20 protein-coding genes are annotated in these 25,347 nt (G+C 62.0%); 6 read left to right on the top strand and 14 right to left on the bottom strand.

The features are described from left to right. The first annotated feature begins 1 nt into the window (after position 1). From glgX to VFB05_RS12150, 4 genes are all read left to right on the top strand, one after another. Entirely contained in the window at positions 2-2,077 is a 2,076-nt protein-coding gene (glgX, locus tag VFB05_RS12165; RefSeq protein ID WP_325012572.1) for a glycogen debranching protein GlgX, read from the top strand. Next, positions 2,074-3,837 carry a malto-oligosyltrehalose trehalohydrolase gene (gene treZ / locus VFB05_RS12160; RefSeq protein ID WP_325012570.1) on the top strand — a complete coding sequence of 588 codons (1,764 nt, stop codon included), beginning with the start codon at positions 2,074-2,076 and terminating at the stop codon, positions 3,835-3,837. Before glgX ends, treZ begins: the two co-directional genes overlap by 4 nt. Continuing rightward, complete coding sequence (treY, locus tag VFB05_RS12155) at positions 3,837-6,638, top strand: malto-oligosyltrehalose synthase (protein WP_325012568.1); 2,802 nt, start codon at positions 3,837-3,839, stop codon at positions 6,636-6,638. Before treZ ends, treY begins: the two co-directional genes overlap by 1 nt. 118 nt (positions 6,639-6,756) lie before the next feature. Beyond that, complete coding sequence (locus VFB05_RS12150) at positions 6,757-6,921, top strand: DUF3309 family protein (RefSeq protein WP_325012566.1); 165 nt, start codon at positions 6,757-6,759, stop codon at positions 6,919-6,921. Between the two features lie 15 nt (positions 6,922-6,936). Here the strand turns inward: VFB05_RS12150 and ligD are convergent, their stop codons facing one another. From ligD to VFB05_RS12110, 8 genes are all read right to left on the bottom strand, one after another. After that, positions 6,937-9,555, bottom strand: coding sequence for a DNA ligase D (ligD, locus tag VFB05_RS12145; RefSeq protein WP_325012563.1), 2,619 nt, complete (start codon positions 9,553-9,555; stop codon positions 6,937-6,939). Positions 9,556-9,670: 115 nt separating this feature from the next. After that, positions 9,671-9,898 carry a DUF6496 domain-containing protein gene (locus VFB05_RS12140; RefSeq protein ID WP_414643186.1) on the bottom strand — a complete coding sequence of 76 codons (228 nt, stop codon included), beginning with the start codon at positions 9,896-9,898 and terminating at the stop codon, positions 9,671-9,673. A gap of 1,002 nt (positions 9,899-10,900) precedes the next feature. After that, entirely contained in the window at positions 10,901-11,590 is a 690-nt protein-coding gene (locus tag VFB05_RS12135; RefSeq protein WP_325012561.1) for a response regulator transcription factor, read from the bottom strand. Beyond that, positions 11,587-14,316 carry a sensor histidine kinase KdpD gene (locus tag VFB05_RS12130; RefSeq protein WP_325012559.1) on the bottom strand — a complete coding sequence of 910 codons (2,730 nt, stop codon included), beginning with the start codon at positions 14,314-14,316 and terminating at the stop codon, positions 11,587-11,589. Before VFB05_RS12130 ends, VFB05_RS12135 begins: the two co-directional genes overlap by 4 nt. Positions 14,317-14,348: 32 nt before the next feature. After that, positions 14,349-14,951 (bottom strand): K(+)-transporting ATPase subunit C, encoded by a 603-nt coding sequence (locus VFB05_RS12125; RefSeq protein ID WP_325012557.1) that lies wholly within the window; start codon positions 14,949-14,951, stop codon positions 14,349-14,351. A gap of 11 nt (positions 14,952-14,962) precedes the next feature. Next, the gene (gene kdpB, locus VFB05_RS12120) at positions 14,963-17,080 is read right to left on the bottom strand and encodes a potassium-transporting ATPase subunit KdpB (protein ID WP_325012555.1); all 2,118 of its coding nucleotides are present in this window, start codon (positions 17,078-17,080) and stop codon (positions 14,963-14,965) included. Positions 17,081-17,102: 22 nt separating this feature from the next. Continuing rightward, positions 17,103-18,806, bottom strand: a complete 1,704-nt coding sequence (gene kdpA, locus VFB05_RS12115; RefSeq protein WP_325012553.1) for a potassium-transporting ATPase subunit KdpA — start codon at positions 18,804-18,806, stop codon at positions 17,103-17,105. Between the two features lie 79 nt (positions 18,807-18,885). Further along, positions 18,886-18,975, bottom strand: coding sequence for a K(+)-transporting ATPase subunit F (locus VFB05_RS12110; protein WP_325012551.1), 90 nt, complete (start codon positions 18,973-18,975; stop codon positions 18,886-18,888). A 525-nt stretch (positions 18,976-19,500) separates the two neighbouring features. Here VFB05_RS12110 and VFB05_RS12105 point away from each other — a divergent pair. Beyond that, positions 19,501-20,331 (top strand): DUF2927 domain-containing protein, encoded by an 831-nt coding sequence (locus tag VFB05_RS12105; RefSeq protein ID WP_414643188.1) that lies wholly within the window; start codon positions 19,501-19,503, stop codon positions 20,329-20,331. Here VFB05_RS12105 and VFB05_RS12100 read toward each other — a convergent pair. Both VFB05_RS12100 and VFB05_RS12095 read right to left on the bottom strand, forming a co-directional pair. Further along, positions 20,328-20,555 carry a hypothetical protein gene (locus tag VFB05_RS12100; protein ID WP_325012547.1) on the bottom strand — a complete coding sequence of 76 codons (228 nt, stop codon included), beginning with the start codon at positions 20,553-20,555 and terminating at the stop codon, positions 20,328-20,330. The two genes, VFB05_RS12105 and VFB05_RS12100, sit on opposite strands and share 4 nt — an antisense overlap. A gap of 292 nt (positions 20,556-20,847) precedes the next feature. After that, a complete protein-coding gene (locus tag VFB05_RS12095) occupies positions 20,848-21,099 on the bottom strand; it encodes a hypothetical protein (protein ID WP_325012545.1) in 252 nt (83 codons plus the stop codon). A gap of 254 nt (positions 21,100-21,353) precedes the next feature. Here VFB05_RS12095 and VFB05_RS12090 point away from each other — a divergent pair, with 254 nt between their 5' ends. After that, positions 21,354-21,698: a hypothetical protein gene (locus VFB05_RS12090; protein ID WP_325012543.1), complete on the top strand. Its 345-nt coding sequence runs from the start codon at positions 21,354-21,356 to the stop codon at positions 21,696-21,698. Positions 21,699-21,746: 48 nt separating this feature from the next. On the opposite strand, the gene VFB05_RS12085 is transcribed toward VFB05_RS12090, so the two are convergent. From VFB05_RS12085 to VFB05_RS12070, 4 genes are all read right to left on the bottom strand, one after another. Further along, entirely contained in the window at positions 21,747-22,079 is a 333-nt protein-coding gene (locus tag VFB05_RS12085) for a hypothetical protein (RefSeq protein WP_325012541.1), read from the bottom strand. A gap of 676 nt (positions 22,080-22,755) precedes the next feature. Continuing rightward, on the bottom strand, positions 22,756-23,517 hold the full coding sequence (locus VFB05_RS12080; RefSeq protein ID WP_325012540.1) for an outer membrane protein: 762 nt from the start codon (positions 23,515-23,517) through the stop codon (positions 22,756-22,758). 204 nt (positions 23,518-23,721) lie between these two features. Beyond that, a complete protein-coding gene (locus VFB05_RS12075; RefSeq protein ID WP_325012538.1) occupies positions 23,722-24,453 on the bottom strand; it encodes a porin family protein in 732 nt (243 codons plus the stop codon). Positions 24,454-24,520: 67 nt separating this feature from the next. Continuing rightward, a partial coding sequence (locus tag VFB05_RS12070; RefSeq protein ID WP_325012536.1) for an outer membrane beta-barrel protein occupies positions 24,521-25,347 on the bottom strand: 827 nt, incomplete at its 5' end.

The raw sequence follows: 25,347 nt of genomic DNA, 5'->3' as shown, positions 1-25,347 counted from the left end.
GATGCGCCTTTCGGCCGGATCGCCTTCGCGCCTCGGTGCAAGCTGGGACGGCCGGGGCACCAATTTCGCGCTGTTTTCCGCCAATGCGCAGAAGGTCGAGCTTTGCTTGTTCGACGGCCAGGGTCGCCGCGAGATCGAGCGCATCGAATTGCCCGAGCGCACCGAAGACGTCTGGCATGGCTATCTCAACGATGTCTCGCCGGGTCAGCTGTACGGCTATCGCGTTCACGGCGTTTACGCACCCGAGCACGGCCATCGTTTCAACCCCAACAAGCTCCTGCTCGATCCCTATGCGCGGCGGCTCGCCGGGCGGCTGGTGTGGAGCGATGCGCATTTCGGCTACCGCACCGGCAGCGCACGCGAGGATCTTTCCTTCGACCGCCGCGACAATGCGCGCGGCATGCCAAAGGCCGTCGTGGTCGACGAGACCTTCAACTGGGGCCGGCGCGAAATCAGGCCCAGCATTCCCTGGGAAGACACCATCATCTATGAAGCCCACGTCAAGGGGCTGACGCAAAAGCGCGAGGACGTCACGCCCAATCTGCGCGGCACTTATGGCGGGCTCGCTTCGCCGGCTGTCATCGCGCATCTGAAACGGCTCGGCGTCACCACGATCGAACTGCTGCCGATCCATGGCCTCGTCGACGACCGCATCCTGGTTGAGCGGAAGCTTGCAAATTACTGGGGCTACAACACCCTCGCGTTCTTTGCACCGGAAGCGCGCTACGCGCAGGACAACGCGCTCGATTCCTTCCGCACGGCCGTCGCGCGGCTGCACGACGCCGGCATCGAGGTGATGCTCGACGTCGTCTACAACCACACCGCGGAAGGCAACCATATGGGCCCGACCTTGTCGTTTCGCGGCATCGACAACGCCTCCTATTACTGGCTCAAGCCGGAGAACCCGCGCTACTACGACGACTTCACCGGCACTGGCAATTCAGTCAACCTCGCCCATCCGCGCGTGTTGCAGATGGTGATGGATTCACTGCGCTACTGGGTCGAGGTCTGCCATGTCGACGGCTTCCGCTTCGATCTCGCCACCACGCTCGGCCGTGGCCCGAACGGTTTCGATCGCAACGCCTCCTTCCTTACCGCGGTCCGGCAGGACCCGGTGCTCGCCACGGTCAAACTGGTCGCCGAACCCTGGGATCTCGGCATGGGCGGCTACCAAGTCGGCGCCTTTCCTTCGCAGTGGTCGGAGTGGAATGACCGCTACCGTACAGCGATGCGCCGCTACTGGGGCGGCGAAGGCAGCTTGATCGGCGAAATCTCCAGCCGCATGACCGGCTCATCCGATCTCTTCAATCATGACGGCAGGACCCAGCGCGCCAGCATCAACCATATCACCGTGCATGACGGCTTTACGCTGAACGACCTCTTCAGCTACAACACCAAGCACAACGAGGCGAACGGCGAAGACAATCGCGACGGCGCCAACGACAATCACAGCAACAACTGCGGACATGAAGGCGCGACCGACGATCCCGCCATCAATGCGCTGCGCGCCCAGTTGCGGCGAAACCAGCTCGCCTGCCTGTTACTCGCACAGGGCGTGCCGCTGATTCTGGCGGGTGACGAGGTCGGCAACACCCAGAACGGCAACAACAACGCCTATTGCCAGGACAACGAAACGGGGTGGACCGGCTGGGAGGGCATCGGACGCGACGGCAGCGACCTGATCGATTTCATTGGTCACCTGACTGAAATCCGCCGTCGCTTTTCGCAAATCCGCAGCCACCGCTGGCTCGACGGACGGCGCACCGACGGCTCTTATGGCGTGCTGTGGCTGACGCCGGCAGCCCAGGACATGAAAGAGCAGGACTGGAATTTCCCGGAAGGCCGTTTCCTTGCCTATGTGCTCGGCCCGGTCGAACAGGGAGAGCCGCCGGTCTTCATCGTGCTCAATGCGGCGCCAGAGCCGATCAAATTTACCCTGCCGAAAATGGCTGAATACAAAAGCTGGCAGCAACTATTGAACACGGCCGACGTTAAGCAGACGGCCGCGGAGTTCCCGTCGGGGAACGAGACCACCGCGCCGCCCCGCTCGGTTCTGGTCTTTTCAGGTTCGGCATGAATGAACGGCATTTCGGCGCAAAGCTGACTGGCGACGGCGTCACATTCCGTCTGTGGGCGCCGGCCGCGAGGCGCGTCGACGTGTTGCTGGAGGGGCAGCCCCACGCGCTCGCGTCCGCCAGGCACGGCTGGTTCGAGGTCACGGTTCCGACTGCCGGGGCCGGCGCACGCTACAAATTCAGCATCGATGGCGAAATCGAGGTGCCGGACCCATCTTCCGCGTTTCAACCTGATGACGTGTTCGGCCCGAGCGAGGTGATCGATCACACAAGCTACAGCTGGCGCGCCATGGATTGGCGCGGACGGCCGTGGCACGAAACAGTGCTTATCGAAGCGCATGTCGGCGCCTTCACGCGCGAGGGCACGTATCGCGCCATGATCGACAAGCTCGATCATCTCCTCGATACCGGCATCACCGCGCTGGAATTGCTGCCGCTCGCGGATTTCGCCGGCCGACGCAACTGGGGCTATGACGGCGTCTTGTGGTATGCGCCCGACAGCGCCTACGGCCGGCCGGATGATTTGAAGCATCTCATCGACGAAGCGCATCTGCGCGGCCTGATGGTGTTTCTCGACGTCGTCTATAATCACTTCGGGCCTGAGGGAAATTACCTCGGCCGCTACGCGCCTGCCTTCTTTACCGACGCGCAAACGCCCTGGGGGAGCGCGATCGACTATCGGGTGCCGCAGGTGCGCGCCTTTGCGATCGAGAACGCGCTTTATTGGCTGAGCGAATATCGCTTCGACGGGCTGCGGCTGGACGCTGTGCACGCCATCGCCGAAATGGGCGAGATTTCGATGCTGAACGATCTCAGCCTCGCGGCCGGTCAACTCGCCGCCAAGACCGGCCGGCACATCCACCTCGTGCTTGAAAACGACGACAACAACGTCACCCTGCTCGATCCCGCGCAAGATTCGCCCTGCGGCAAATTTCGCGCGCAATGGAACGACGACTATCATCACGCCTGGCATGTGAAGCTAACCGGCGAAAGCCAAGGCTATTACCGCGACTATCAGCGTTCGCCGCTCGCTGACCTCGCACGCTGTCTCGGCTCGGGCTTTGCCTATCAGGGCGAGGTATCTGAACATCGTGGCGGCAAACGCCGCGGCGAACCAAGCGGAAAGCTTCCGCCGACCGCTTTCGTCAACTTCCTGCAAAACCACGACCAGATCGGCAACCGCGCCTTCGGCGACCGGCTCGAGAAGCTGGCTGAGCCGCAAGCCATCGAGGCTGCGCTCGCGATCACCCTGCTCGCACCTCCAATTCCCATGCTGTTCATGGGCGAAGAATGGGGCTCCAAAGTCCCCTTCCCGTTCTTCTGCGATTTCAACGGCGGCCTTGCCGACGCCGTGCGCAAGGGCCGCCGCGACGAATATGCGTGGGCGTATGAGAGATATGGCGACGAGGTGCCCGATCCCCTGCGCGAGGCCACGTTTCGATCCGCAATCGTCGATTGGGACACGCGAAGCGGCGATGGCCGCGAGCGGCTCGCGCTGGTGCGCGAGTTGCTCTCGATCCGCCGGCGTCACATCACGCCTCACCTTGCAGGCGCGCGTTTCGGCAAGGCGGAAGCGGCCGACGATGGACTGCTGACCGCGAACTGGCGCCTTGGTGACGGCGCAAACCTGTCGCTGACCGCCAATCTGTCGGACCACGCAATCGCGGCGCAGGCGGAATATGCGCCGGGCACACCAATTTGGGGCACTGCCGGCGGCGCGATCACACCGTGGTCGGTGCTCTGGCGTTTGGACGAACGCTGATGCCGCCAGCCATTCCCATCGCGACCTATCGTTTGCAGCTGACCGCGAACTTCGATTTCGACGCGGCCGCCACCGTCGTGCCTTACCTGAAGGCGCTCGGCATCAGCCACGTCTATGCCTCGCCGTTTACAAAAGCGCGCAAGGGTTCGACCCACGGCTATGACGTCGTCAATCACACCATCATCAATCCCGAACTCGGCGGCGAGACGGGTTTCGAGCGATTCAGCGACACGCTGAAAGCGCACGACCTCGGCCTGATCCTCGACTTCGTGCCCAACCATGTCGGCGTACACTATGACGATAATCCATGGTGGCTCGACGTGCTGGAATGGGGCGAGGCTTCGCCGCACGCCGTCTCGTTCGATATCGACTGGGAGCAGTTGCCTTATCGTTCGCGCGGCGGCGTGCTGCTGCCGATCCTCGGCTCGTCCTACGGCAAGGCGCTGGAAAGCGGCGAGATCGAGCTGCGCTATGACGCCGGCGAAGGCAGTTTCTCGGCCTGGTATTTCGAGCATCGCCTGCCGATTGCTCCGGAGCGCTACGGCGAAATCCTGAACACCATCGTCAAGGAGGCCGGGGCCGAGGACAGTGAAGCCGGACAACGCATCCTTGATCTCACCTCGCGCTATCGCGGCCTGCGGCATCCCAACCGCAAGGAAACCCCAGGTTTCAAAACGGAACTCAGGGATATCGAAAGTGGGCGCGACATTATCGAGCGTGGGCTTGCGGCCTATCGCGCTCACGCAGATCGCCCCGTGCAGACGCTGGCGTTGCATCACCTGCTCGAGCGCCAGCACTACAAGCTCGGCCACTGGCGATTGGCATCGAGCGACATCAACTATCGCCGCTTCTTCGACGTCAACTCGCTGGCCGGATTGCGGGTGGAAGACGCTGCGACCTTCAACGTCGCCCATCGCCTGGTGCGACGGCTCATCGAGGAAGGCAGGCTGCAAGGATTGCGGCTCGATCACATCGACGGCCTGAGCGACCCCGCGCAGTATTTCCAGCGCTTGAGCCGCCTGATCCGGCAGGCCGGCGGGAAAACCGCCCGGTCGTTCTACGTTGTGGTCGAAAAAATCCTCGGCGAGCATGAAGGTCTGCGGGCCTTCGCCGGCGTCGAAGGCACGACCGGCTATGAGACGCTCAACGCGATCACCCGCGTGCTCGCTAATCAGACTGGACTGGAAGCGCTCGACGAAACCTGGCGGCAGATCAGCAATTTGCCGCCTGCGCTCGGGCCCGTGCTCAAGGCCGCCAAGCAGCGCGTGCTGGAAACGTTGCTGACCAGTGAATTCACAGTGCTGGCGCGCCTGCTCGGGCGTATCGCGGCGGGTCATTATTCGACGCGGGACTTCTCCGCCGACAGCTTGCGTCAGGCGCTCGAACTTTACGTGCTGAATTTTCCGATCTACCGGACCTATCTGACCGCGGCCGGCCCGTCGCCAGAGGACCGCGCCCTGATCTCGGAGACGATCGAAAAGGCGCGCGCCGAGTGGTACGCCGCCGACGAAGGCATCTTCGACTTCCTGCGCGATGCGCTGACGATGGATCTCGCGAGGCCCGGCGCCGCACTGCACAGCGCACCGCGGGTGCGGCGGTTTGCGCTGAAGGTGCAGCAATTCACCGGGCCGTTGATGGCGAAGTCGCTGGAGGATACGGCGTTCTATCGCACTCATCGCCTGCTCGCGCTGAACGAAGTCGGCGGCGAGCCGTTCGCATCGGCGCTGTCACCCGATACCTTCCACCACATGATGAAGACTCGCGCGCGCGACTGGCCGCACGCCATGACCACGACGGCCACGCACGATACCAAGCGCGGCGAAGACGCGCGGGCCCGCCTGATCGCGCTCAGCGAACTCCCCGGCGAATGGACCGCCGCGGTCGCGCGCTGGAAAGTCCTCAACGCGCCACACATCGTCACCGACGGCAACTTGCGCGCGCCGTCGGCGACGTTCGAATATATGCTGTACCAGACGCTGCTCGGCGTCTGGCCGCTTGCGGCTCCTGATCCCACGCTGACCGAACGGCTGCAGAACTATGCGATAAAGGCGGCGCGCGAGGGCAAGCAGGAGACGAGCTGGCTGAACCCCCATGACGGCTATGAGAATGCCGTCTGCAGCTTCATCGAGCGGTTTCTCAATCGATCTGCGTCCGGCGAATTTCTGGAGCAGTTCGAAGCCTTCGCCCGGCGCGTCGCGCTGCTCGGCGCGCTCAATTCGCTGAGCCAGGTCACGCTGAAGACGATGATGCCGGGTATGCCGGATTTCTATCAGGGGACGGAATTCTGGGCTCTGTCGATGGTCGATCCCGACAACCGCCGGCCGGTCGATTTCGCCGAGCGCGCCGCTGTTCTCACGCAGACCGCAAAGCCTGATTGGCAAGCGCTCGTTCAGTGTTGGCCGAACGGCCGCATCAAGCTCGCCTGGACGGGACACCTCATCGCGCTTCGCAACGAATTTCCGGACGTTTTTGCGCATGGCGACTACGAGCCGCTGGAAGTCAGCGGTCCCCATCGCGACCATGTCGTCGCATTTGCCCGGCGCCGCGGCCGCCACGCTGTGATTGTTGCGGCGGCGCGCTGGTTCGCGCCGCTGTCGGAGCAAGGCCGCAAATGGCCGAATGGACACGCCTTCGAAGGCGAACTCCACGTCGACGGCTATTCGCTCGAAAGCGCACGCGGACCTGACAGGGCGCGCATCCCGCTGGCAGCACTATTCCGGCACCTTCCGCTCGCGGCACTGAAAGCGAGCCCAGCCGGCGTAACAAGGCCAGCCGCGAAGAGAATGAAGCAGTTCGCGTAAGCAGCACGGCTTTGGCCTGCAATCCGCAGCGCCTCGCATCCAGGTATCGGGAACTTTCGCGATTCACGTTTGTTGGCTGCCAGGTGCGTGCACGAGCACGGCGGCTGGAGGAATAACAATGTCTATTGGAACAATCATTCTGATTATCTTGATCATTGCGTTGCTCGGCGGCTTTAGCGGCGTCGGAGGCGGGCCATTTTACGGCACCGGCTATTATGGCGGCGGCGGCCTCGGACTCGTCATCATCATTATTCTGATACTCGTGCTGCTCGGACGAATCTGAGGCCCGCACCTACGGCTAGAGCTTATCGGCCAGCTTCTTCATCGCAGATTTGATCGACGATGCCGCATTGTCGTAACCGTCCCACGCCTTGCTTTTCGCGAGCAAGGCCGGGACCGTGCGGATGGTGTAGCGCTTGGGATCGAGATCGCCCTTAACCTGCGCCCAGGTCAACGGCATCGAGACGGTCGCGCCTTCGCGGGCGCGGGGCGAGAGGACGGCGACCGCGGTCGACATGCGGTCGTTGCGCAAGTAATCGAGGAAGATTTTTCCAACGCGCTTCGTCTTCGACATGTTGAGCAGATACTCTTGCGGATTGTCATTCGCCATCCATTGGCAGACGCCTTGCGCAAACGCCTTGGCCTCCTTCCATGTGACCCGGTCCCTCGCGCCATAGGTCAGCGGCACGACGACGTGAAGTCCCTTGCCGCCTGTGGTCTTGCAGAAGCTTTCAAGACCCAACGCATCCAGGCGCTGCTTCATGTCCCTCGCCGCCGCGACGACATCCGCAAAGTCGACGTTCGGTGCGGGGTCGAGATCGAACACGAGACGTCCGGGGACATCGACCGCGTCCGGCGCGCAATTCCAGGGATGCAATTCTAACCCGCCGGATTGCGCCACCGCCGCCAATCCCTCGACGCGGTCGATCTGCAAATAAGGTTTGCGATCGCCGGAGACCTTGACGAGCGTCAAGAGATCCGACGTGCTCGGCATGGCGTGACGCTGGAAAAACCTTTCTCCGCCGATGCCGTCCGGTGCGCGCACGACAGAACAAGGCCGCCCCTTCAGATGCGGCATCATCCAGTCGCCGATCGCCTCGAAATACTGCGCGAGGTCGAGCTTGGTGACGGCCTCTCCATCGCCCGCATCCGGCCACAACTCCTTGTCGGGCTTTGAGATCGTAACGCCCATCACCGCAGATGATTTGCCAGGCGCCTTCGCGACGGGCTTGATGACGTTGACCATGGCGGGTTTCTCCGCGACGATTTCCTTCGCCGGCTTGTCCTGGCGCAGGCCCTTGAACGCCGCCTGCCGGATGTTGCCTCCGTCGGTAAAACCGGCGAATTCGATTTCAGCGACAAGCTCCGGCTTCAGCCAGTGAATATCGCGGGTCCTGCGCGGCGCATCCTTGCCGCCGAACGGGCTTGCGTCGGCCTCTGCCTTCTTGAGAAGAGGCATGATGCGCCGAACCGTATCCTGCCCGAAACCGGTTCCGACCATCCCGACAAAGGCGAGGTGGCCGTCGCGATAGACGCCAGCCATCAGCGAGCGGAATTTGCCGTTCGTCGTCTTCCAGCCGCCGAGCACCACTTCCTGTCCGGCCCGGCATTTGGTCTTGGTCCAGCTTTCCGAGCGGCCGGAGCGATACGGCGCGCTCAGTCTCTTGGAAACGATGCCTTCGAGCGACAGCTTGTTTGCCGACTCCAGAACATCCTCGCCGCTCACCTCGAAATGCTCGACATAGCGGATCGATTGCGCGGCCTTCTTCGGCAACGCCTCCAGCAGATCCTTGAGCCGCGCCTTTCGTTGCTCCAGCGGCAGGCGGCGCAGATCCTCATTCCCGGCAAACAGCAGGTCGAAGGCGTAGAAGATCAGGCGCCCCGTCTTGCCGTCGGAGATCGCCGCCTGCAACGCGGAAAAGTTCGGCGCTCCGTTATGATCGAGCGCGACGATCTCGCCATCGATCATCGCATCCGGCAGGCGGCCACCCGCTGTCGCGATCGCCTCGAATTTGTCGGTCCAGTCGAGGCCCTTGCGCGTTCTCAAAATGGCTTCGCCGTTCTCCACCCGCATCTGCACACGGTAGCCGTCGAACTTGATCTCATGACCCCAACCGGCGCTGTTCGGCGGCGTTTCGACCGGCGTGCAAAGCTCGAACGCGACAAACTCCGGCATTGCGTCGACCTTCGTCGCCTTGACCGGCGCCGCCGTCTTGCTCCGTGCGCGCGCCTCCTTATCGTGTGCACGTGCTTCGGCCGCCTCGCCGCGGTTCGAATGCCAGACTGCATCGGCCTTAGCCCGGCCACGCGCGGTCATGAACGGCTTTGGCGCCTTGCCCTTGCCAGCCGCGATCTGGTCCATGCTGCGGCCTGAGGCGACCGAACGATCTTCCGCGAGCAGATCGTTCTCTTCCCCCTCGCGCGCATATTCGTCGCGATGCTTGATCAGAAGCCAGTTGGTGCGCTTGCCGCCGTTACGGTCATGCCGCATACGCACCAGCACCCAGCTTCCATGCAGCTTGTCGCCATGCAGGCTGAATTTCAGATCGCCCTTCTTGAACCCCCTTTCGGGATCGTCCGATTCCCAAGTGCCGCGGTCCCAGAGCTGCACCGTGCCGCCGCCATATTGGCCTTTCGGAATGGTGCCTTCGAAATCGCCGTAGTCGAGCGGATGGTCCTCGACTTCGACGGCAAGCCGCTTGTCGTGCGGATCGAGCGAGGGGCCGCGCGTCACCGCCCATGATTTGAAAACGCCGTCAAATTCGAGCCTGAAATCGTAATGCAGGCGCGTCGCATCGTGCTTCTGCACCACAAAGCGCCGCAGTTTCGAGGGCGCTACGGCAACGTCGCCGGCTGGCTCCGCCGTCTTTTCGAAATCGCGTTTTTTCCGGTAGGTGGAAAGGCTTTTGAGGGGCAAGGGACGATCTCAACAAAGGGCTTTCATGCGCGAATGAAGGAAGCATTGTAATGCCCCCTCCCGCCGGATGAAAAGGCGGGTAGCGGGCCCACCGTGGCCAATGTCGCTGTGACGGTTACTTTTTGTGGCTGCGACGCTTGGATTTCTTGGCGGCCTTTCGGCCCGTTGTCTTCCTGGGCACCTTCTGTCCGGCGGCCCTCGCCTCGGACAGGCCGATCGCGATCGCCTGCCTGCGGCTCTTGACCTTGCGCCCCGAACGGCCGCTCTTCAACGTGCCGGCTTTGCGCTTCTTCATCACGCGCTCGACCGAGCTTTGCGCCCTTCTCGAATATTTGCGTGCCATGATTTTTTCTCCGGTTGATACGGAACTAATCGACGCGGACGAAGATGGTTCCGATTGCCTACCGCCCCTCGGTGCTGCGGACGAGCTTCCGCACTCCCGCGGCGTGATGCGCCCGAGTTTTGCGTGAACCGTTCGCGGCCCAAGAGGGCGCAGGGAAAGCCGGGCGCCTGATGCACCCGCTGGTGTCCCGGTTCTGACATTCGTATCCCGGCGCGGCAGGTTCGTTTACGAATGTCAGAACCAAAGGGACACCAGCAAATATCCGCTTTCTAGTGTGGCTTTGGATTTGACATTCGCCTAAATGGCCCTCGGGGAGACTGGAGCGAATGTCAAATCCGCCACACTAGCCTCGTATGCAAGAGTGGAAAGCATACGAGTTAGTCACCACAGGTCCACCGGATCGATCCGGCCTTCCCTGCGCGATGGTGTTACGGTTTCCTTCGTGCTCTCTCCGGTGATCGGGCTTTGTTGTCACCATCGCCAGCGCAATGCGAAGCATTGTCGCCAACTTGACGCCAGCGCCGAGGCGCCTGTTGCCCGCTTTCCGAAGTTCGTGCGCTATTTGCGGCCCCACCTTCACGAACTTCGGAAAGCAAAGGGCAACAGCAATTTTGTATTCCAGTGCCGCTTACGATTTTGAAGTTCCTAGGAAGACCCGCGGCCTGCTCTGAGGAACTTCAAAATCGGCGGCACTGGTACCACACGACTTCGCCGTCCGCAGGACCACCCGTCTTCGCCAAATGGCTTCGCCGGGCGTAAGCGTCGCTCGTCTAGCGACGCTTCCGCGTCCACCGCATCCCGCGCTCCACGTTCGTGACGATGGCCAACGCCCCTCCTGGTGAGGCGGGATGGCGCGGGCCTGTAGAGATGATTTGCCCGACGGGGTGAGCGAAATATGTTTGTCTCAGGGGCTAGACAGCGGCGGCGAAGCAGACGGAATCTGTCTCGTATCCCGGACGAGGCGCGGCATGACACGACGCGATGCAGATCCGGGGACGCGACCTAATCCGGCGCTCTCAGGCGATAGCCGATGCCGGTCTCGGTCAGCACGAATTGCGGACGCTCGGGATCGGTCTCGATCTTCTGCCGGAGCTGCCGGACATAGACGCGCAGATATTGCGCATCCGTCATTTCGTCCCAGAGTTCTTTCAGCAGAAACCGGTGAGTCAAAACCTTGCCGGCATGCTGCACCAGCACGCGCAAGAGATCGTATTCCTTCGGCGACAGCTTGACCTCGCGTTCACCGACCTTGACGATGCGGCGCACGAGATCGACGGAGAGATCGCCGGTGCGGAACACCGGACGCTCGCCATGAACCTGAAGCTGATGCCGCAGCGCGGCGCGCATGCGCGCCAGGAGTTCGTCCATGCCGAACGGCTTGGTGAGGTAGTCGTCGGCGCCAAGATCGAGCGCCTGGACCTTGCCCGCCTCGTCGCCGCGGCTCGACAACACCACGATCGGAACGCCATCGTTGCGGCCGCGGATCGTCCGCAAGAGGTCATGTCCCTGGATGTCGGGTAGGCCGAGATCCAGAATGATCAGAGCTGGACCCTGTTCGAGCAATTCCAGTCCCGTTTTGCCGTTCGGCGCCTCCAGGATTTCATAGCCCTGCGTGCTCAGCCCCATCCGCAGCAATTTGCGGATCGGCGGCTCGTCGTCGATGACAAGGACCTTGATCGGGGTTGCGCTCATGCAGCCGTATCCAGTGTGTTTGAGGCCGAAGGCGCAACGGGCAGACGGATCGTCAGCACTGCGCCACTTCGATCGGAGCGATTGTTTGCAGAAATCGTGCCACCCATCGCCTCGACAAAGCCGCGGGAAATCGCAAGGCCAAGCCCGGTGCCGGGGCGGACGTGATCGCCCTTCTGCGCCCGATAAAACTTGTCGAACACGCTCTCCAGCTCGGAATGCGGAATGCCCTCGCCTTCGTCGAGAACCTGGAGCGTGACGAAATTCGCCTCGCGCCAACCCCGGATCGAAACCGTGGTCTCTGGCGGCGCGTATTTGGCGGCATTATCGAGCAGGTTGAACAGCGCCTGCTCGAACAGCACCGCGTCAAGCTCCAGCATCGGCAAATCGGCTTCCAGCTCGAGCGACACTTTGTGATGGACGAGAATCTTGCCGGCCCGGCGCAACGCGCTGCCGACGATCTCGCCGATATCATGCCGCGCGGTATTCGGCTTGATGGCGCCGGATTCGAGCTTGGTCATATCGAGAAGATTGGCGATGAAACGATTGAGCCGTTCCGACTCGTCGATCACGGTCGCCAGCAGATCGCGTTTTTCGGAATCGGTCAGTCCGCCGGAGAGATCGCGCATGGTGGAGGCCGCGCCGAGCACGGAGGCGAGCGGCGTCTTGAGATCGTGCGAGATCGACGTCAAGAGCGCCGAGCGCAGGCGATCCGATTCGACGGTGCGCTTGACGCGGTCCATGTCCTCCACCAGCAACACGCGTTCGATCGCAAGCGCTCCCTGATCGACCAGCGCGTCGAGCAGGCGGCGCTGATCCGGCGTCAGCAGCGGCCCGGTCTTGTCGTCGTCGATGCCGATGACGCCGATCAAGCCGCGGCCGGTCCGCATCGGCAAGAACAGCCGCCTGGCGCCGGGTAGCGTATCGGAGCCGCGGCCGGCCGCGCGATCGTTGCCCCAGGCCCAGTTGGCGGCGGCAAGATCCGCCTTGTCGAGTTGGTCTTCCGGCGGATAGCCCGCTTTCACCGTCAACACGCCGTTCTCCGGCAACAGCAGCACCACGCGAACCTTCAGCATCAGCGCGGTCTGATAGGCGCTCGCCCACAGCACGTCGTCGAGCGTGCCGGTGCCGGCCAGTTTGCGACTGAAGGCGTAGAGCTGCTCGGTGGTCCTGATGCGGCCAATCGCAGTGTCGGCCTGCGTGCGCACCCGCGCGGCAACGTTGGAGACGAGAATGGCGATCAGCATGAAGAAGAAGAACGCCGCGACATTGGTCGGATCGGTGATCGTGAAGGTATAGATCGGCGGCAGGAAGAAGAAGTTATAGCAGAGCGAAGCCGCGACACTGGCGAGCAGCGACGGCCACAGGCCGAAGCGCACGGCGACGCCGACCACCGCGGTCAGGAACACCAGGTCGACATTCTCGATCCCGAACGGCCCCTGAATCAGTTCGGCCGCCGCAAGCCCGATCGCCACGATCAGGAGCGCCATCAGATAGGGTCTGGGATTGAGCGGCTCGCGGCGTTCCGCGGCGCGGACCGTTTTCTTCGGAACGGGATCCGCGGCGAGTTCCTCGCCCGCGATCACGTTGACGCTGATGTTGCCGGCGCGGCGAACGAGGTCGTGCACCACCGATCCGCGCGTCAGCTCGAACCACAGGGAGCGCTGCGATTTTCCGATGATGATTTGCGTGACGTTGTTGGTTTGCGCAAATCCGATGACGTCGTCGGCAATGCGCCGGCCGATGGCGGGAATCGTCATCGCCTCGCCACCGAGCGCTTCGGCGAGCCGCAGCGTATCCGCGAGGCGGTCGCGCTCCACGTCACTCAGCCGCAGACTGCGCCGCGTCTCGATGCTGACCGCCGTCCACGGCGCGTGCAGACGATCCGCCAATCTTTTGGTGTAACGCACGAGCCCTGCCGAGCGGGGATCTTCGCTGATGCAGACGAGAATGCGCTCGCCGGCGGCCCAGGGACCGGCGATGGCATTGGCCTGCATATGGGTGAGCAGTTGCTCGTCGACGCGCTCGGCGGTCCGGCGCAATGCCAGCTCGCGCAATGCGGTCAGGTTGCCCGGCGAGAAATAGTGCTCCAGCGCCCGCTCGGCCTGCTTGGGAACGTAGACCTTGCCTTCCTTCAGCCGCTGGATCAGGTCGTCCGGCGTGAGATCGATCAGCTCGACGCCGTCGGCGCGGTCGAATACCGAATCCGGAACGGTCTCGCGCACGCGCACATGCGTGATCTGCGCGACCACGTCGTTGAGGCTTTCGATGTGCTGGATATTGACCGCAGTGTAGACGTCGATACCGCGCGACAGCAGCTCCTCGACATCGAGATAACGCTTGGGATGCCGGCTACCGGGCGCGTTGGTGTGGGCGAGTTCATCGACCAACGCGAGCTGCGGCCGCCGCGCGATCAGGGCATCGAGGTCCATTTCCTCGATGAACTGGTCCTTGTAGGCGACGCGCTTGCGCGGGATCACCTCAAGCCCGTGCAGCAGCGCTTCGGTCTCGACCCGGCCGTGGGTCTCGACAAGGCCGACCACGACATCGACGCCGGCTTTCTTCCGGGCGTGGGCGCTCTGCAGCATCTCGTAGGTCTTGCCGACGCCGGGAGCGGCGCCGACGAAGATCTTCAGGCGACCGGCCTCGCTGTTTTCGCGCCGCGCCGCCTCCAGCAGGGCTTCCGGCGAAGGGCGTTGTTCGGAATCACGGCGCGGCTGTTGAACCATAGGAATAATATAATCCGCGGCCTCCGCCGGGCCTAGTGTGGCGCGGCATCGAGCGCAAGGTTAAGCGCCAGCACGTTAACCCTCGGCTCACCAAATATGCCAACCAGGCGGCCGGAGGTGTTCTCGGTCACGAGCTGCCGTACCTTGTCTTCCGGCATGTTTCTCGCCTTCGCGACGCGCGGCACCTGGAACAGCGCGCCTTCCGGTGAAATATCAGGGTCGAGACCACTGCCCGATGTGGTCACGAGATCGACCGGAACGCTCGCGGACGGATTCTCCGCTTTCAGCTTGTCGATGTCTTCCTTGATGCGATCGTTGAGCGCCTTGCTGGTCGGACCGAGATTCGAGCCGCCGGAATTGGCGGCATTGTAGGGCGCCGGCACCGTCTTGGATGAATCAGCCGGATCCGGCGCCGTCGTCGCCGAGGGGCGGCCATGAAAATATTTGTTGCTCTTGAATTCCTGCCCGATCAGCCCGGAACCAACGACCTTGCCGTCACGCACGATCAGGCTGCCCTGCGCCTGTTTCGGAAAAATCGCGCCTGCGATTTCCGTGATCGCGAGTGGATAGGCGAGACCCGTAAGCGCAGTCAGCAGCAACAAGACGAGGATTGCGGGGCGAATTTCTCTGAGCATGGTTGGCTCCTTCAAGCCAGATGCAGGGCGGCGACGACGAGGTCGATCGCCTTGATGCCGATAAAGGGAATGATGATGCCGCCGAGCCCATAGATCATCAGATTGCGCCGCAGCAGCGCGCCGGCGCCGATCGCGCGATAGGCCACGCCCTTCAGCGCCAGCGGAATCAACGCAACGATGATCAGCGCGTTGAAGATGATCGCCGACAGGATCGCGCTCTGCGGGCTGGCGAGATGCATGACGTTGAGCACCGACAGTTGCGGGTAGAACGCCAGGAACATCGCCGGGATGATCGCGAAATACTTGGCGACGTCGTTCGCAATCGAGAACGTCGTCAGCGCGCCGCGCGTCATCAGAAGCTGCTTGCCGATCTCGACCACCTCGATCAGCTTGGTCGGATTGGAATCGAGATCGACCATGTTGCCGGCCTCGCGCGCGGCCTGCGTGCCGGTGTTCATGGCAACGCCAACGTCGGCTTGCGCGAGCGCCGGCGCATCGTTGGTGCCGTCGCCGCACATCGCCACCAGCTTGCCGTTGGCCTGCTCGTTGCGGATCAGCTTCAGTTTGTCTTCGGGCGTCGCCTGCGCGAGAAAATCGTCGACGCCGGCTTCCGCCGCAATGGCGGCTGCCGTCATCGGGTTGTCACCCGTGATCATCACGGTGCGGATGCCCATGCGGCGCAGCTCGGCGAAGCGCTCGCGGATGCCGCCCTTCACGATATCTTTCAAATGAACGACGCCGAGCAGCCGGCCGTCCCTGGCGACGGCAAGCGGCGTGCCGCCGGCCTTGGCGATCTCGTCCGATATCGCCCTGATCTCGCGCGCGGCGTCGGAGGCCACCGCGGGATGCAAGGCGCGAACCGTATTCCCCGAGGCCATGGCTTCAGCCGTGCCGCCGCCGACATAAGCAAGGATGGCGTCGACCGCGCCCTTGCGCACCGAGGAGCCGCCGGCGTCGATGCCGCTCATGCGGGTTTGCGCCGTGAACGGCACGAAGGTCGCCGACAGCTCGCCCATGTCGCGGCCGCGGATGCCGTATTTTTCCTTGGCGAGCACCACGATCGAGCGGCCCTCCGGGGTCTCGTCGGCCAGCGAAGCGAGCTGCGCTGCATCCGCCAGATCCTGTTCGCTGACACCGCGAACGGGACGAAACGCCGTCGCCTGGCGGTTGCCGAGCGTGATGGTGCCGGTCTTGTCGAGCAGCAGCGTGTCGACGTCGCCGGCCGCTTCGACTGCGCGGCCGGACATCGCCAGCACGTTGAAGCGCACCAGGCGATCCATGCCGGCGATGCCGATCGCCGACAACAGCGCGCCGATCGTGGTCGGAATCAGCGTCACGAACAGCGCCACCAGGATGATCACCGAAATCTGGCCGCCTGCGTAAGCGGCGTAGCTCGGAATGGTGACGGTCGCGAACACGAAGATGATGGTGAGGCCCGCGAGCAGGATATTGAGCGCGATCTCGTTCGGCGTCTTCTGCCGCTCCGCGCCCTCGACCAAGCGGATCATACGGTCGATGAAGGTCGAGCCCTGCGCGGCGGTGATGCGAACGCGGATCCAGTCCGAAAGCACCTGCGTGCCGCCAGTCACGGCCGAACGGTCGCCGCCGGATTCCCGGATCACGGGGGCGGATTCGCCGGTGATCGCGGCTTCGTTGACGGACGCGATGCCCTCGACCACCTCGCCATCGGAGGGAATGTTGTCGCCGGCCTCGACCAGCACGATGTCGCCAACTTTGAGACTCGTGCCCGGCACCAGCCGATAGTCCCTGCCCTCGCTGCTCAGAAGCTTGGCCTGGCTTTCGGTGCGGGTCTTGCGCAGCGATTCGGCCTGCGCCTTGCCGCGGCCTTCGGCCACCGCTTCGGCGAAATTGGCGAACAGCACGGTGAACCAGAGCCACAAAATGATCTGGAATGCGAAGCCGAGGCCGGCAGCGCCGGTCAAGAGATCGCGCAGGAAGATCACGGTGGTGAGCACGGCGACGACTTCGACCACGAACATCACGGGATTCTTGGCCATCTGCCGCGGGTCGAGCTTGACGAAGGCCGAGCCGATCGCGGGCATCACGATCTTCGGATCCAGCATCGTGGCGGCCGGCGTTTGCCTTTTCGTTTTCTGGACGACTTCCATTGAAGCTACTCCTGATGACCGGTCAGAACAGCGCGTTGGCGTTACCGGCCAGATGCTCGACGATGGGCCCGAGCGCAAGCGCCGGGAAGAAAGTGAGGCCGCCGATGATGAGAATGACGCCAACGACAAGGCCGACGAACAGACCGCCCGTGGTCGGGAATGTGCCGCTTGAGGCCGGGATGGATTTTTTGCTGGCGAGCGAGCCTGCCATCGCCATCGCCGGCACGATCATGAAGAAGCGTCCGACGAACATCGCGCTGGCGAGCGTGAGGTTATAGAAGAAGCTGTTGCCGGAGAGGCCGGCAAACGCCGAGCCGTTATTGCCGGTTGCCGAGGTGAAGGCGTAGAGCACCTCCGTGAAGCCATGAGGCCCGGCGTTATTCATCGCCGCAACCGTCGACGGAAGCACCACCGCAACCGCGGTCCAGCCGAGATACATCAGAGGCAGAACGAGAATGGCGAGCATGGCCATCTTCACCTCGCGCGCCTCGATCTTCTTGCCGACATATTCCGGCGTGCGGCCGACCATGAGCCCCGCGACGAAAATCGCCAGCACGACGAACAGCAGCATGCCATAGAGACCGGCGCCGACGCCGCCGACGATGATTTCGCCAAGCTGCATGTTGATCAGCGGAATCATGCCGCCCAATGCCGTGAAGCTGTCATGCATCGCATTGACGGCGCCGCAGGATGCGGCCGTGGTGATGACCGCAAACAGGCTCGAGGCGACGATGCCGAAACGGACTTCCTTGCCTTCCATGTTGCCGCCGGTTAGCCCGAGCGCATCGAGCATCGCGGTGCCATTGGCTTCCGACCAGTAGGTGACCGTGACGCCTGCCAGGAACAGCACACCCATCACGGCGAGGATCGCCCAGCCCTGCCGCTGATTGCCGACCATGCGGCCGAACACGTTGGTCAGGGCCGCGCCGATGACAAAGATCGACAGCATCTGCACGAAATTGGACAGCGCCGTCGGATTCTCGAACGGATGGGAAGCATTGGCGTTGAAGAAGCCGCCACCATTGGTCCCTAACATTTTGATCGCGACTTGCGAGGCCACCGGGCCAACAGCGATGGTTTGCTTGGCCCCTTCGAGCGTGGTGGCTTCGACATAGGGGCCGAGGGTCTGCGGGATGCCCTGCCACACCAGAAACAGGGCGTAGACGATTGAGATCGGCAGCAATACGTAGAGCGTCGTGCGGGTCACATCGACCCAGAAATTGCCGACGGTGCGCACCGAGGCGCGGGAGAAGCCGCGGATGAGCGCGACCGCAAGCGCGATACCGGTGGCAGCCGACAGGAAATTCTGATGCGTCAGGCCCAGCATCTGCACGAGATAGGACATCGTGCTTTCGCCGCCGTAGTTCTGCCAGTTGGTGTTGGTGATGAAGCTGATCGCGGTGTTGAAGGAGAGATCTTCACCGACTGCCGGTTGCTCCGCCGGGTTGAACGGCAGCACGGCCTGCAATCGCATCACGGCATAAAGGATGAGAAATCCGCCGACGTGGAAAAACAGCATGGCGATCGTATAGGTGACCCAATGCTGCTCGCGCCTTTCATCGACGCCACTGACCCGGTAGATCGCCGCCTCGATCGGCCGTACCACCGGCGACAGAAAGGTGCGCTCGCCATTGAACACGCGCGTCATGTACCAGCCGAGCGGCTTGGTCATCGCAACGACAATGGCGCAGAACAGGAAAATCTGGATCCATCCGATGGCAGTCATGGCGGATACGCCCTTGGATTAAGTTCAGGAGTTAAATGAAACGCGCGCCGCAGTCGCGCGGCGACCAGGCGCGCCGTGATCAGAAGCGTTCCGGCCGCAGCAGCGCGTAGGTCAGGTAGAACAACAGGCCCGCGGAGACGAGGCCGGCGAGCGCATAGTCGAACATCATGGCCGTGTTCCTCTTGAAACGCCGCGCGGCCTCACAGCCGCTCGCACGCGTAGGTGTAGCCGACGGCCGCGGCGAAGAAGGCTAGCCCAAGGGCCAACATCATCAGGTCAAGCATGGAAATTCTCCGGATCGCGCGCGTCGAGCGCGACGCGTACCGTTGGGCGCGCGTCGCATGGGATTGCGTCCCGAATCCGGTCCTGAAGTGCCACTTGCGGCATAGGTTTTCGAGGCGGCGGGACCAGCGACCTTATAAAAATCTCATAAAGACCGGCGCCACGCTGGGCCGGCCGGCGCATCCCACAACATCCCTATAACGAAGTTTTTCGCTCCATCCCGATATCCTATGGCGGCATCACTATGCTGATGGGACGCGCATAAGCGCTCCTGCAGACGGTATGGATTTTGCTTGTGAAAAGCATCCAAGCCACTGATCGAAAAGCTATTATTTCCCTATCTAAGTAACCGCGAACCGACATGAAAATCAATATCGCCCGCGTTCTCCCCTCTCCCGCACGGCCCGCCGTGATGGAGGCGCTGCGTTTTTTGCTGGTCTTTGCGCTTGCCATGGCGGCGTTCGCCGCGCTCGGCAGCATTCCCGCGCATGGGGAAGATCCGCAGATCGCAAGCCGCCGCGCCGCCGAACGGACCGACTTCACCAACGACGAAATCAGGGAAGGCTTTTTCAAGATCGCCTTCGGCGCCGAACTGCAGCTCGGCAAGCCTGCGGGGCGCGTCCGCAAGTTCAATGAGCCGGTGAGGATCTTCGTCGAATCGGCGAGCGGGCCGGACCGGCGCGGCGGGCTGGCGAAGGTGGTGGCCGACATCCGTGCCCGCATCAACCATCTCGACATCGCGGTCACGAATGATCGCCGCGATGCGAATTTCGTCGTTCGCCTCGTGTCCGAGCGCAAGGTGAAGGCGACCATTCGCGCGCTCTACGGCAACGACAAGGCCAAGAAGATCCAGAAGGCCCTCAATCCAGAGTGCCTGTCAGGCATCGGCAAGGATGAGCGCTTTCACATTCGCCGCGCGGAAGTGATTCTGCCGATCGATGCCGGCGATTTCACTTTCTACGATTGCGCCTATGAGGAAATGCTTCAGGCGCTCGGCGTCATCAACGATGACGCCTCAGTACCATGGACGATGTTCAATGACGACGTCCAGATGGGATTCTTCGACGTCTACGACCAGTATCTTCTCAACATTCTCTACGACCCGCGCATCAAGGCCGGCATGACCAGGGACGAGGTCGACGCGGTCTTGCCGGAGATTCTGTCGAGCGCCCGCACCTGGGTGCAGGACATCAATCCGCCGCAGCGCGCCGAATCCGGGGATCGACCGGTCAGCCGCAACTAGCAGTAAGACGACGTCGTCGAGCAGCGAGCAGAATGGGTTCGCTTTGACGACGACGAATATTCGGTAATGCCGAACTGGTTCTTGCCGTTCTGCTGCTGAGCGAGCTGGCTCGACTTTGAATTTTTCGAGGGTGCACTCGCCGATGCGCCGGCTTCGGCGGGGCCGGTCAACGATACGGCTGCAAACAGAATGGTGAGGGTGATCGCGGTCAGACGTGTAATCATCGTTTCCTCCAGATAATCCGAGGGACAACGGAGCCTTGAGCGTTTGCCGCCCGATGATTGTGCTCGACGCATTGGCTACGTCTTGTTGTCTCTTTCGAAGAGGATGATCCCGACCTTCTCCGGGCGCAACAAATAAACGGCAAATGCATAAAAGATCAGCATGACAAGGTGCCGCCGAAAGACAGGGCACCTTCCAGTTGAGGCAGGTGACGGCTGATGCTGGCCTAGAGACTTCGTCGCGCGCAAGCGCGCTGCTCAGGATGAGCGTTGCTGTTCTTGCAGCACGTAGGCGCTAGTTCGATTTGCCGGCGGGTTTTGCGGTCTGATCGTCGTGAACCTGGCCCCAGGGATCGTAAGGCTTCTTTGGCGTCGGGATTCGATCAAGCGCGGCATTGTAGGCCTTCTCATCCACCCTCGGCTTGGTCTCGCCGGTTGGCGCCGCGTGGCTCCTCTTGCTCAACTGGGCATCGGCCGCGGAAGACAGGAGCAGCAGCGCCGCCGTCGCAGCCAATGCCATTGCAACCGGATTCAACCTGCCCGCCATTCGTCTAATCCTCCCTTGCGCCCATCCCATTGAACTCCAATTTTTATGATCAGGACACCCCAATCTGGCGGGCCTGAAGGCCGTTGAAACGTCCAGACAAGGTGCCGTCAAAGCCCGAAAGGGCGCTACCGAGCAAAGGTCACAAATGCGTAAGCATTATTGTCCTTTCTTTTCTTTATATAAGAAAAATAGCTGCTTGTCGCCGCGACGCGACAGGAGATATCGTTTTAGGCGGAATGCTTCGGGATTGTGCGATGAGCACCAACGCGGATTTGCCGGTCAATCAAAGGCGTAAGACAGAGGAGACAACCAAGCCGCCGTCTCACGTCTGGGTTGGAGGCGTTGTCGTCCGCACGATTTTCCTGCTCGTCCTCATCGTTCTCACGGCGCGGGTCGCAAGCCCGCAGATGGAGCGTCTTTCCACGATCTACGAGACGCCCGGCGATCTCATTCGCGTGCTGATGGGCGTTGCGGTTTGCGCCTGGTTCATCGTCAACGTGTTCAAACTGCCGAAGGATGGCGGCGCCTACCGCACCTGGATGTATATGGGCCTTGCCCTGTTGCCGTTGGCCGCGCTCTGCGCCTACGTCGTCTGGTAATCTTCCTTAGGCTTGTTTTTCTGACAGCGCTGCTGCGTCTTCAATCGCTCAATCCCATAGCGTGACGATCAATCCGCCGACGACGATCAACGCGCCGCCGAACCAGACCGGCATGGCCGGCGGTGCGCGAAACACGATCAGGTTCACGACCTGCCAGGCGACGAACAGCGTCGCAATATAGAGCCCGACCACGCGACTGAATTCGATCGGCGCGAGATTGACCGACAGGCCATAACCAAACAACAGCACGGCACCGGCGATGAACAAGATCATGCGCTGCGGCCAAGCGGTCTGGCCGATGCCAATCCGCACAATCGCATCGCCGGTCGTTTCCAGCGAAGTCGCGACGATCAAAAACATGAGAATTCTGATGACGTCCATCTTGCTCTTACCTTTCGCGCCCCGGCTGGCATTTGCGCCCGCATGAAGGCCGTTGTCACGGCGGGCGTCATCTCGAAGCTGTCCGGTGCTGCTGGATCGTATTCATCTCTTTTGCCGGAAAGTCGTACTGTCGGGGAAACGACAGTCCAGAAAGACCCTTGCGTTTGATGGAAGACGGTCGAGGGTTTCGCCAAAAATCTGAGTTACCAGTGGCCAAACCTCGTCGCGAGCGACCCATCCAGTCGGCGCACGCCGTCGCTCCAGAACGATTGTGAGGGTCCAGTCGCCCCCGTCAGTGCGCGGTTTGATATCGACTGGGGTCGGGGCCTTTCTGGTCATCGGCGAGCGTCGCAGGTTTACCAGCGTGGCGGCCCGACCATCGCTCGACCTGTCGCTGCATCGCGCAGCGAGCACCCAAAAGTGGTTCTACACAATGACGGCGGGAAAGCAAGGCGCGAACAGCGAAGGCCGTCAGCCCCGCCACATCGGAGATTTTGGTCCGCCATGGTAGCGCATCTGGGGAAGGTCCCTCTGCCGTTGAAGGCCCTTCTTGAGCAACGCCTTTTGCGCACCGCTCGCATATCCCACCGCTACAGCCCAGAGAGTTGCAGCGGCAATGACGCTCACAAATCGTCGAAGCCAGAGAGAAGCCACCATCTTCGCTTCCCTCTGCAACTCAGTACTTCGCGATTACCGGACCATCCCGGTGGAATTTGTAGTTGACGCCGACGAGCACCGTTTGCGCGGTCTGCTTGACGTTGAGAACTTCACCGGACGGGAAACCTGCGGCAGCGTTGAAATGCTGCCCGGACATATCCTCGATCCACATGTAGCTGTAGTCGACAAATATCGACCAGTTGCGCGAGAGCATCCACTCGGCGCCGGCACCCGCCACCATTCCCGGCAAGGTATAGCTTGCGGATTCAGCCAGGGCCCCGTTCGGTTGAAACACCTGGTTCCTGTTCTGCATCCATGACATGCCAGCTTTTCCGTAAGTCAGGAAAGACGGCGTCCAGAGGTAACCGATACGACCGGTCGCGGTGTAAGCGGCCTTGAGACTGTTCGTCTCCGACATGTTCGGAAAAGCGGGGAGCGCGTGCGAGCCGTTGATGTTGCCGAAATCGAACGTGCCTTGAATGCCGAACACCAGGTTCGTGGTCTGGAAGTCACAGCCGGCCTGGCCGCCACCGAGGAAGCCCTTGTCGTCCTCGCGGCCATAGTCCGCAAACGAGACTCCGGTTGTGTCTTGCGAGAACCTCGATGTGTCGACCCTGGTCCAGCCCCCTCCGACATTTCCGCCGATGTAACAGCCCGTCCAGTTGTAGGCCGGTGCGGCGGGCGGCGCCGCCTTGAGCGGCATGTCTGCGGCTGACGCAATGCCCGTGGCAGAAAGCCCCATCAACAAGCCCGTCAGCGCCGTCTTCACGTTTCTGTACATGTTAGCCCCCAATATCATCTCATCCATCGCTGCGCGCTAGTGGAGTGGATTTGACATTCGCTACCCTGTCGCCCGGAATGCGCAAAGCGAATGTCAAATCCAAAACTCCAGTAGAAATCCATATTTGCTAGTGGTCCTTTGATTCCAACATTTGCAAAGGTGCCAGCCAGACCGGGATGCAAATGTTGGAATCGGACCACTAGGTCAGTACTTGGCGACCACCGGACCGCCGAACTTGAAGTCGATGCCGAGCGTGACCACGGAGTAGGTGTTGGCCACGTTGTATGGCAGTTGTCCGTTCGGCGTCAGCGTATTGCCAGCCCGGCTGTAGGTGCCGAAATCGTAGTAGCGGTATTCCAGCTTGCCGATGACGTTGTTGGTGATCGCGTAGGCGATGCCACCGCCGGCTGCGAGCCCGCTCCGGTGGTTGGTGAATTGATCGACCGGAAATCCCGGTGCGGTGCTGGTATGGACGAGATCGCCAAACGCCCAGCCACCGGTGAAGAACAGCAGCAAGCGGTCGACGGCGATGCCGCCGCGCGCACGCAGTGTGCCGCCCCAGCGAAGGTCGGTTTGATCGACAACGCCCAGCGCCTGGCTGGAGTCGTTGCCCTTGATGCCGGACCAGAAGCCGTCGGCCTCGACACCGACCAGATAGTTGCCGCTCTGCCAGTTGTAGCCGACCTCGCCGCCGCCGATGCCGCCGGTCGAATCGTAGTTGACGGTGAAGTTGGCAAAGCCGGCGGGACCGTTGGCGTTGTTGTAATTGTGGTTGCCAAAGCCGCCACCACCGAAGCCGCCGATATAGACGCCGGTCCAGTCATAGACGGCTGCCGGGGCCGACGGCGCTTTGGCGTAAGGCAGGTCCGCGCCGAACGCCGGTGACAGCAGACTCAAGGCCCCCAGAGAGACTGCGGTAAGAAGAATTCGTTTCATTTGTTAGCCCCTGTCGAATTGTTTTTCCGGTGAAGGGTGTGACGGCCTTCCGTCACATTGCGTCACCTCAGAAGTGAATAATGATGTCGGCTGAACCAATGAGGGCGTAGTTGCGAGTGGCCGGGATGCCCATGTTGGCGTTGCCGTTGAAGGCGAACGCATCGAGCGACCTGTAGTAGGTGAACTCCGGTCTGATCTCGATCTGCGGCGAGAACCAGTGCTGCCAGCCGATGCCGGTCTCGACGTATCGCGTCCTGGTGCCGGTTCGTTGACCCTCCAGGTCGTCGAAAAACTCACCCCGCCAGGAGATGTTGTCGAGCGGCGTCGCCTTGTAGTTCAGGTAGAACGTGGTGGCGTCCCAGTCGGCGTTGCAGGTAAGCCCAGCCGCGCTCTTGCAGAGCGCCGCGCCTGGCGCATTGAAGGGGATGTTCTGGGGTGAGAACGGCGTCCCGCCTTGAAGGAGAATGTTCAGGGCGGTGGGGTTGTTGAGGTTCAGCACGCCGCTCTGATGGCCATTATAAACCTCGAACGAGATGTGCCACTGGTCATTGAACTTGTGATAGTAGGTCAACCCGTACCATTGCAGGTTGTTGTAACCCCAGACACCGTTGTTGATGCCGTCCGCGACCACGTTGACGTTGTCGCGCCCGTCGTCGCTGGTCCAGCGAATGCCGAGTGTGTAGCTTGGCTTCGCGCCCGGATCCTTCAGGTAGGTTGGATTCGGATACAGCGGATTCGGGAACGGATTTGGAAGCGTGGCGCCGACGTGCCATGGCATCGCTTCGGTGCCGGCCACGATGCCCGTCTGCAGTATCCAGTTCTTGTTCAGCGCTGTCGTGACCTGGACGCCGGTGTTGGTGTAGTTATCGAACGTATACGTCATCGAGTGCGTAT

It is taken from the genome of Bradyrhizobium sp. (assembly GCF_035652035.1).
In the GTDB taxonomy this organism is placed as follows: Bacteria; Pseudomonadota; Alphaproteobacteria; order Rhizobiales; family Xanthobacteraceae; genus Bradyrhizobium.
This window is presented reverse-complemented; position numbering and strand designations above follow the sequence as displayed.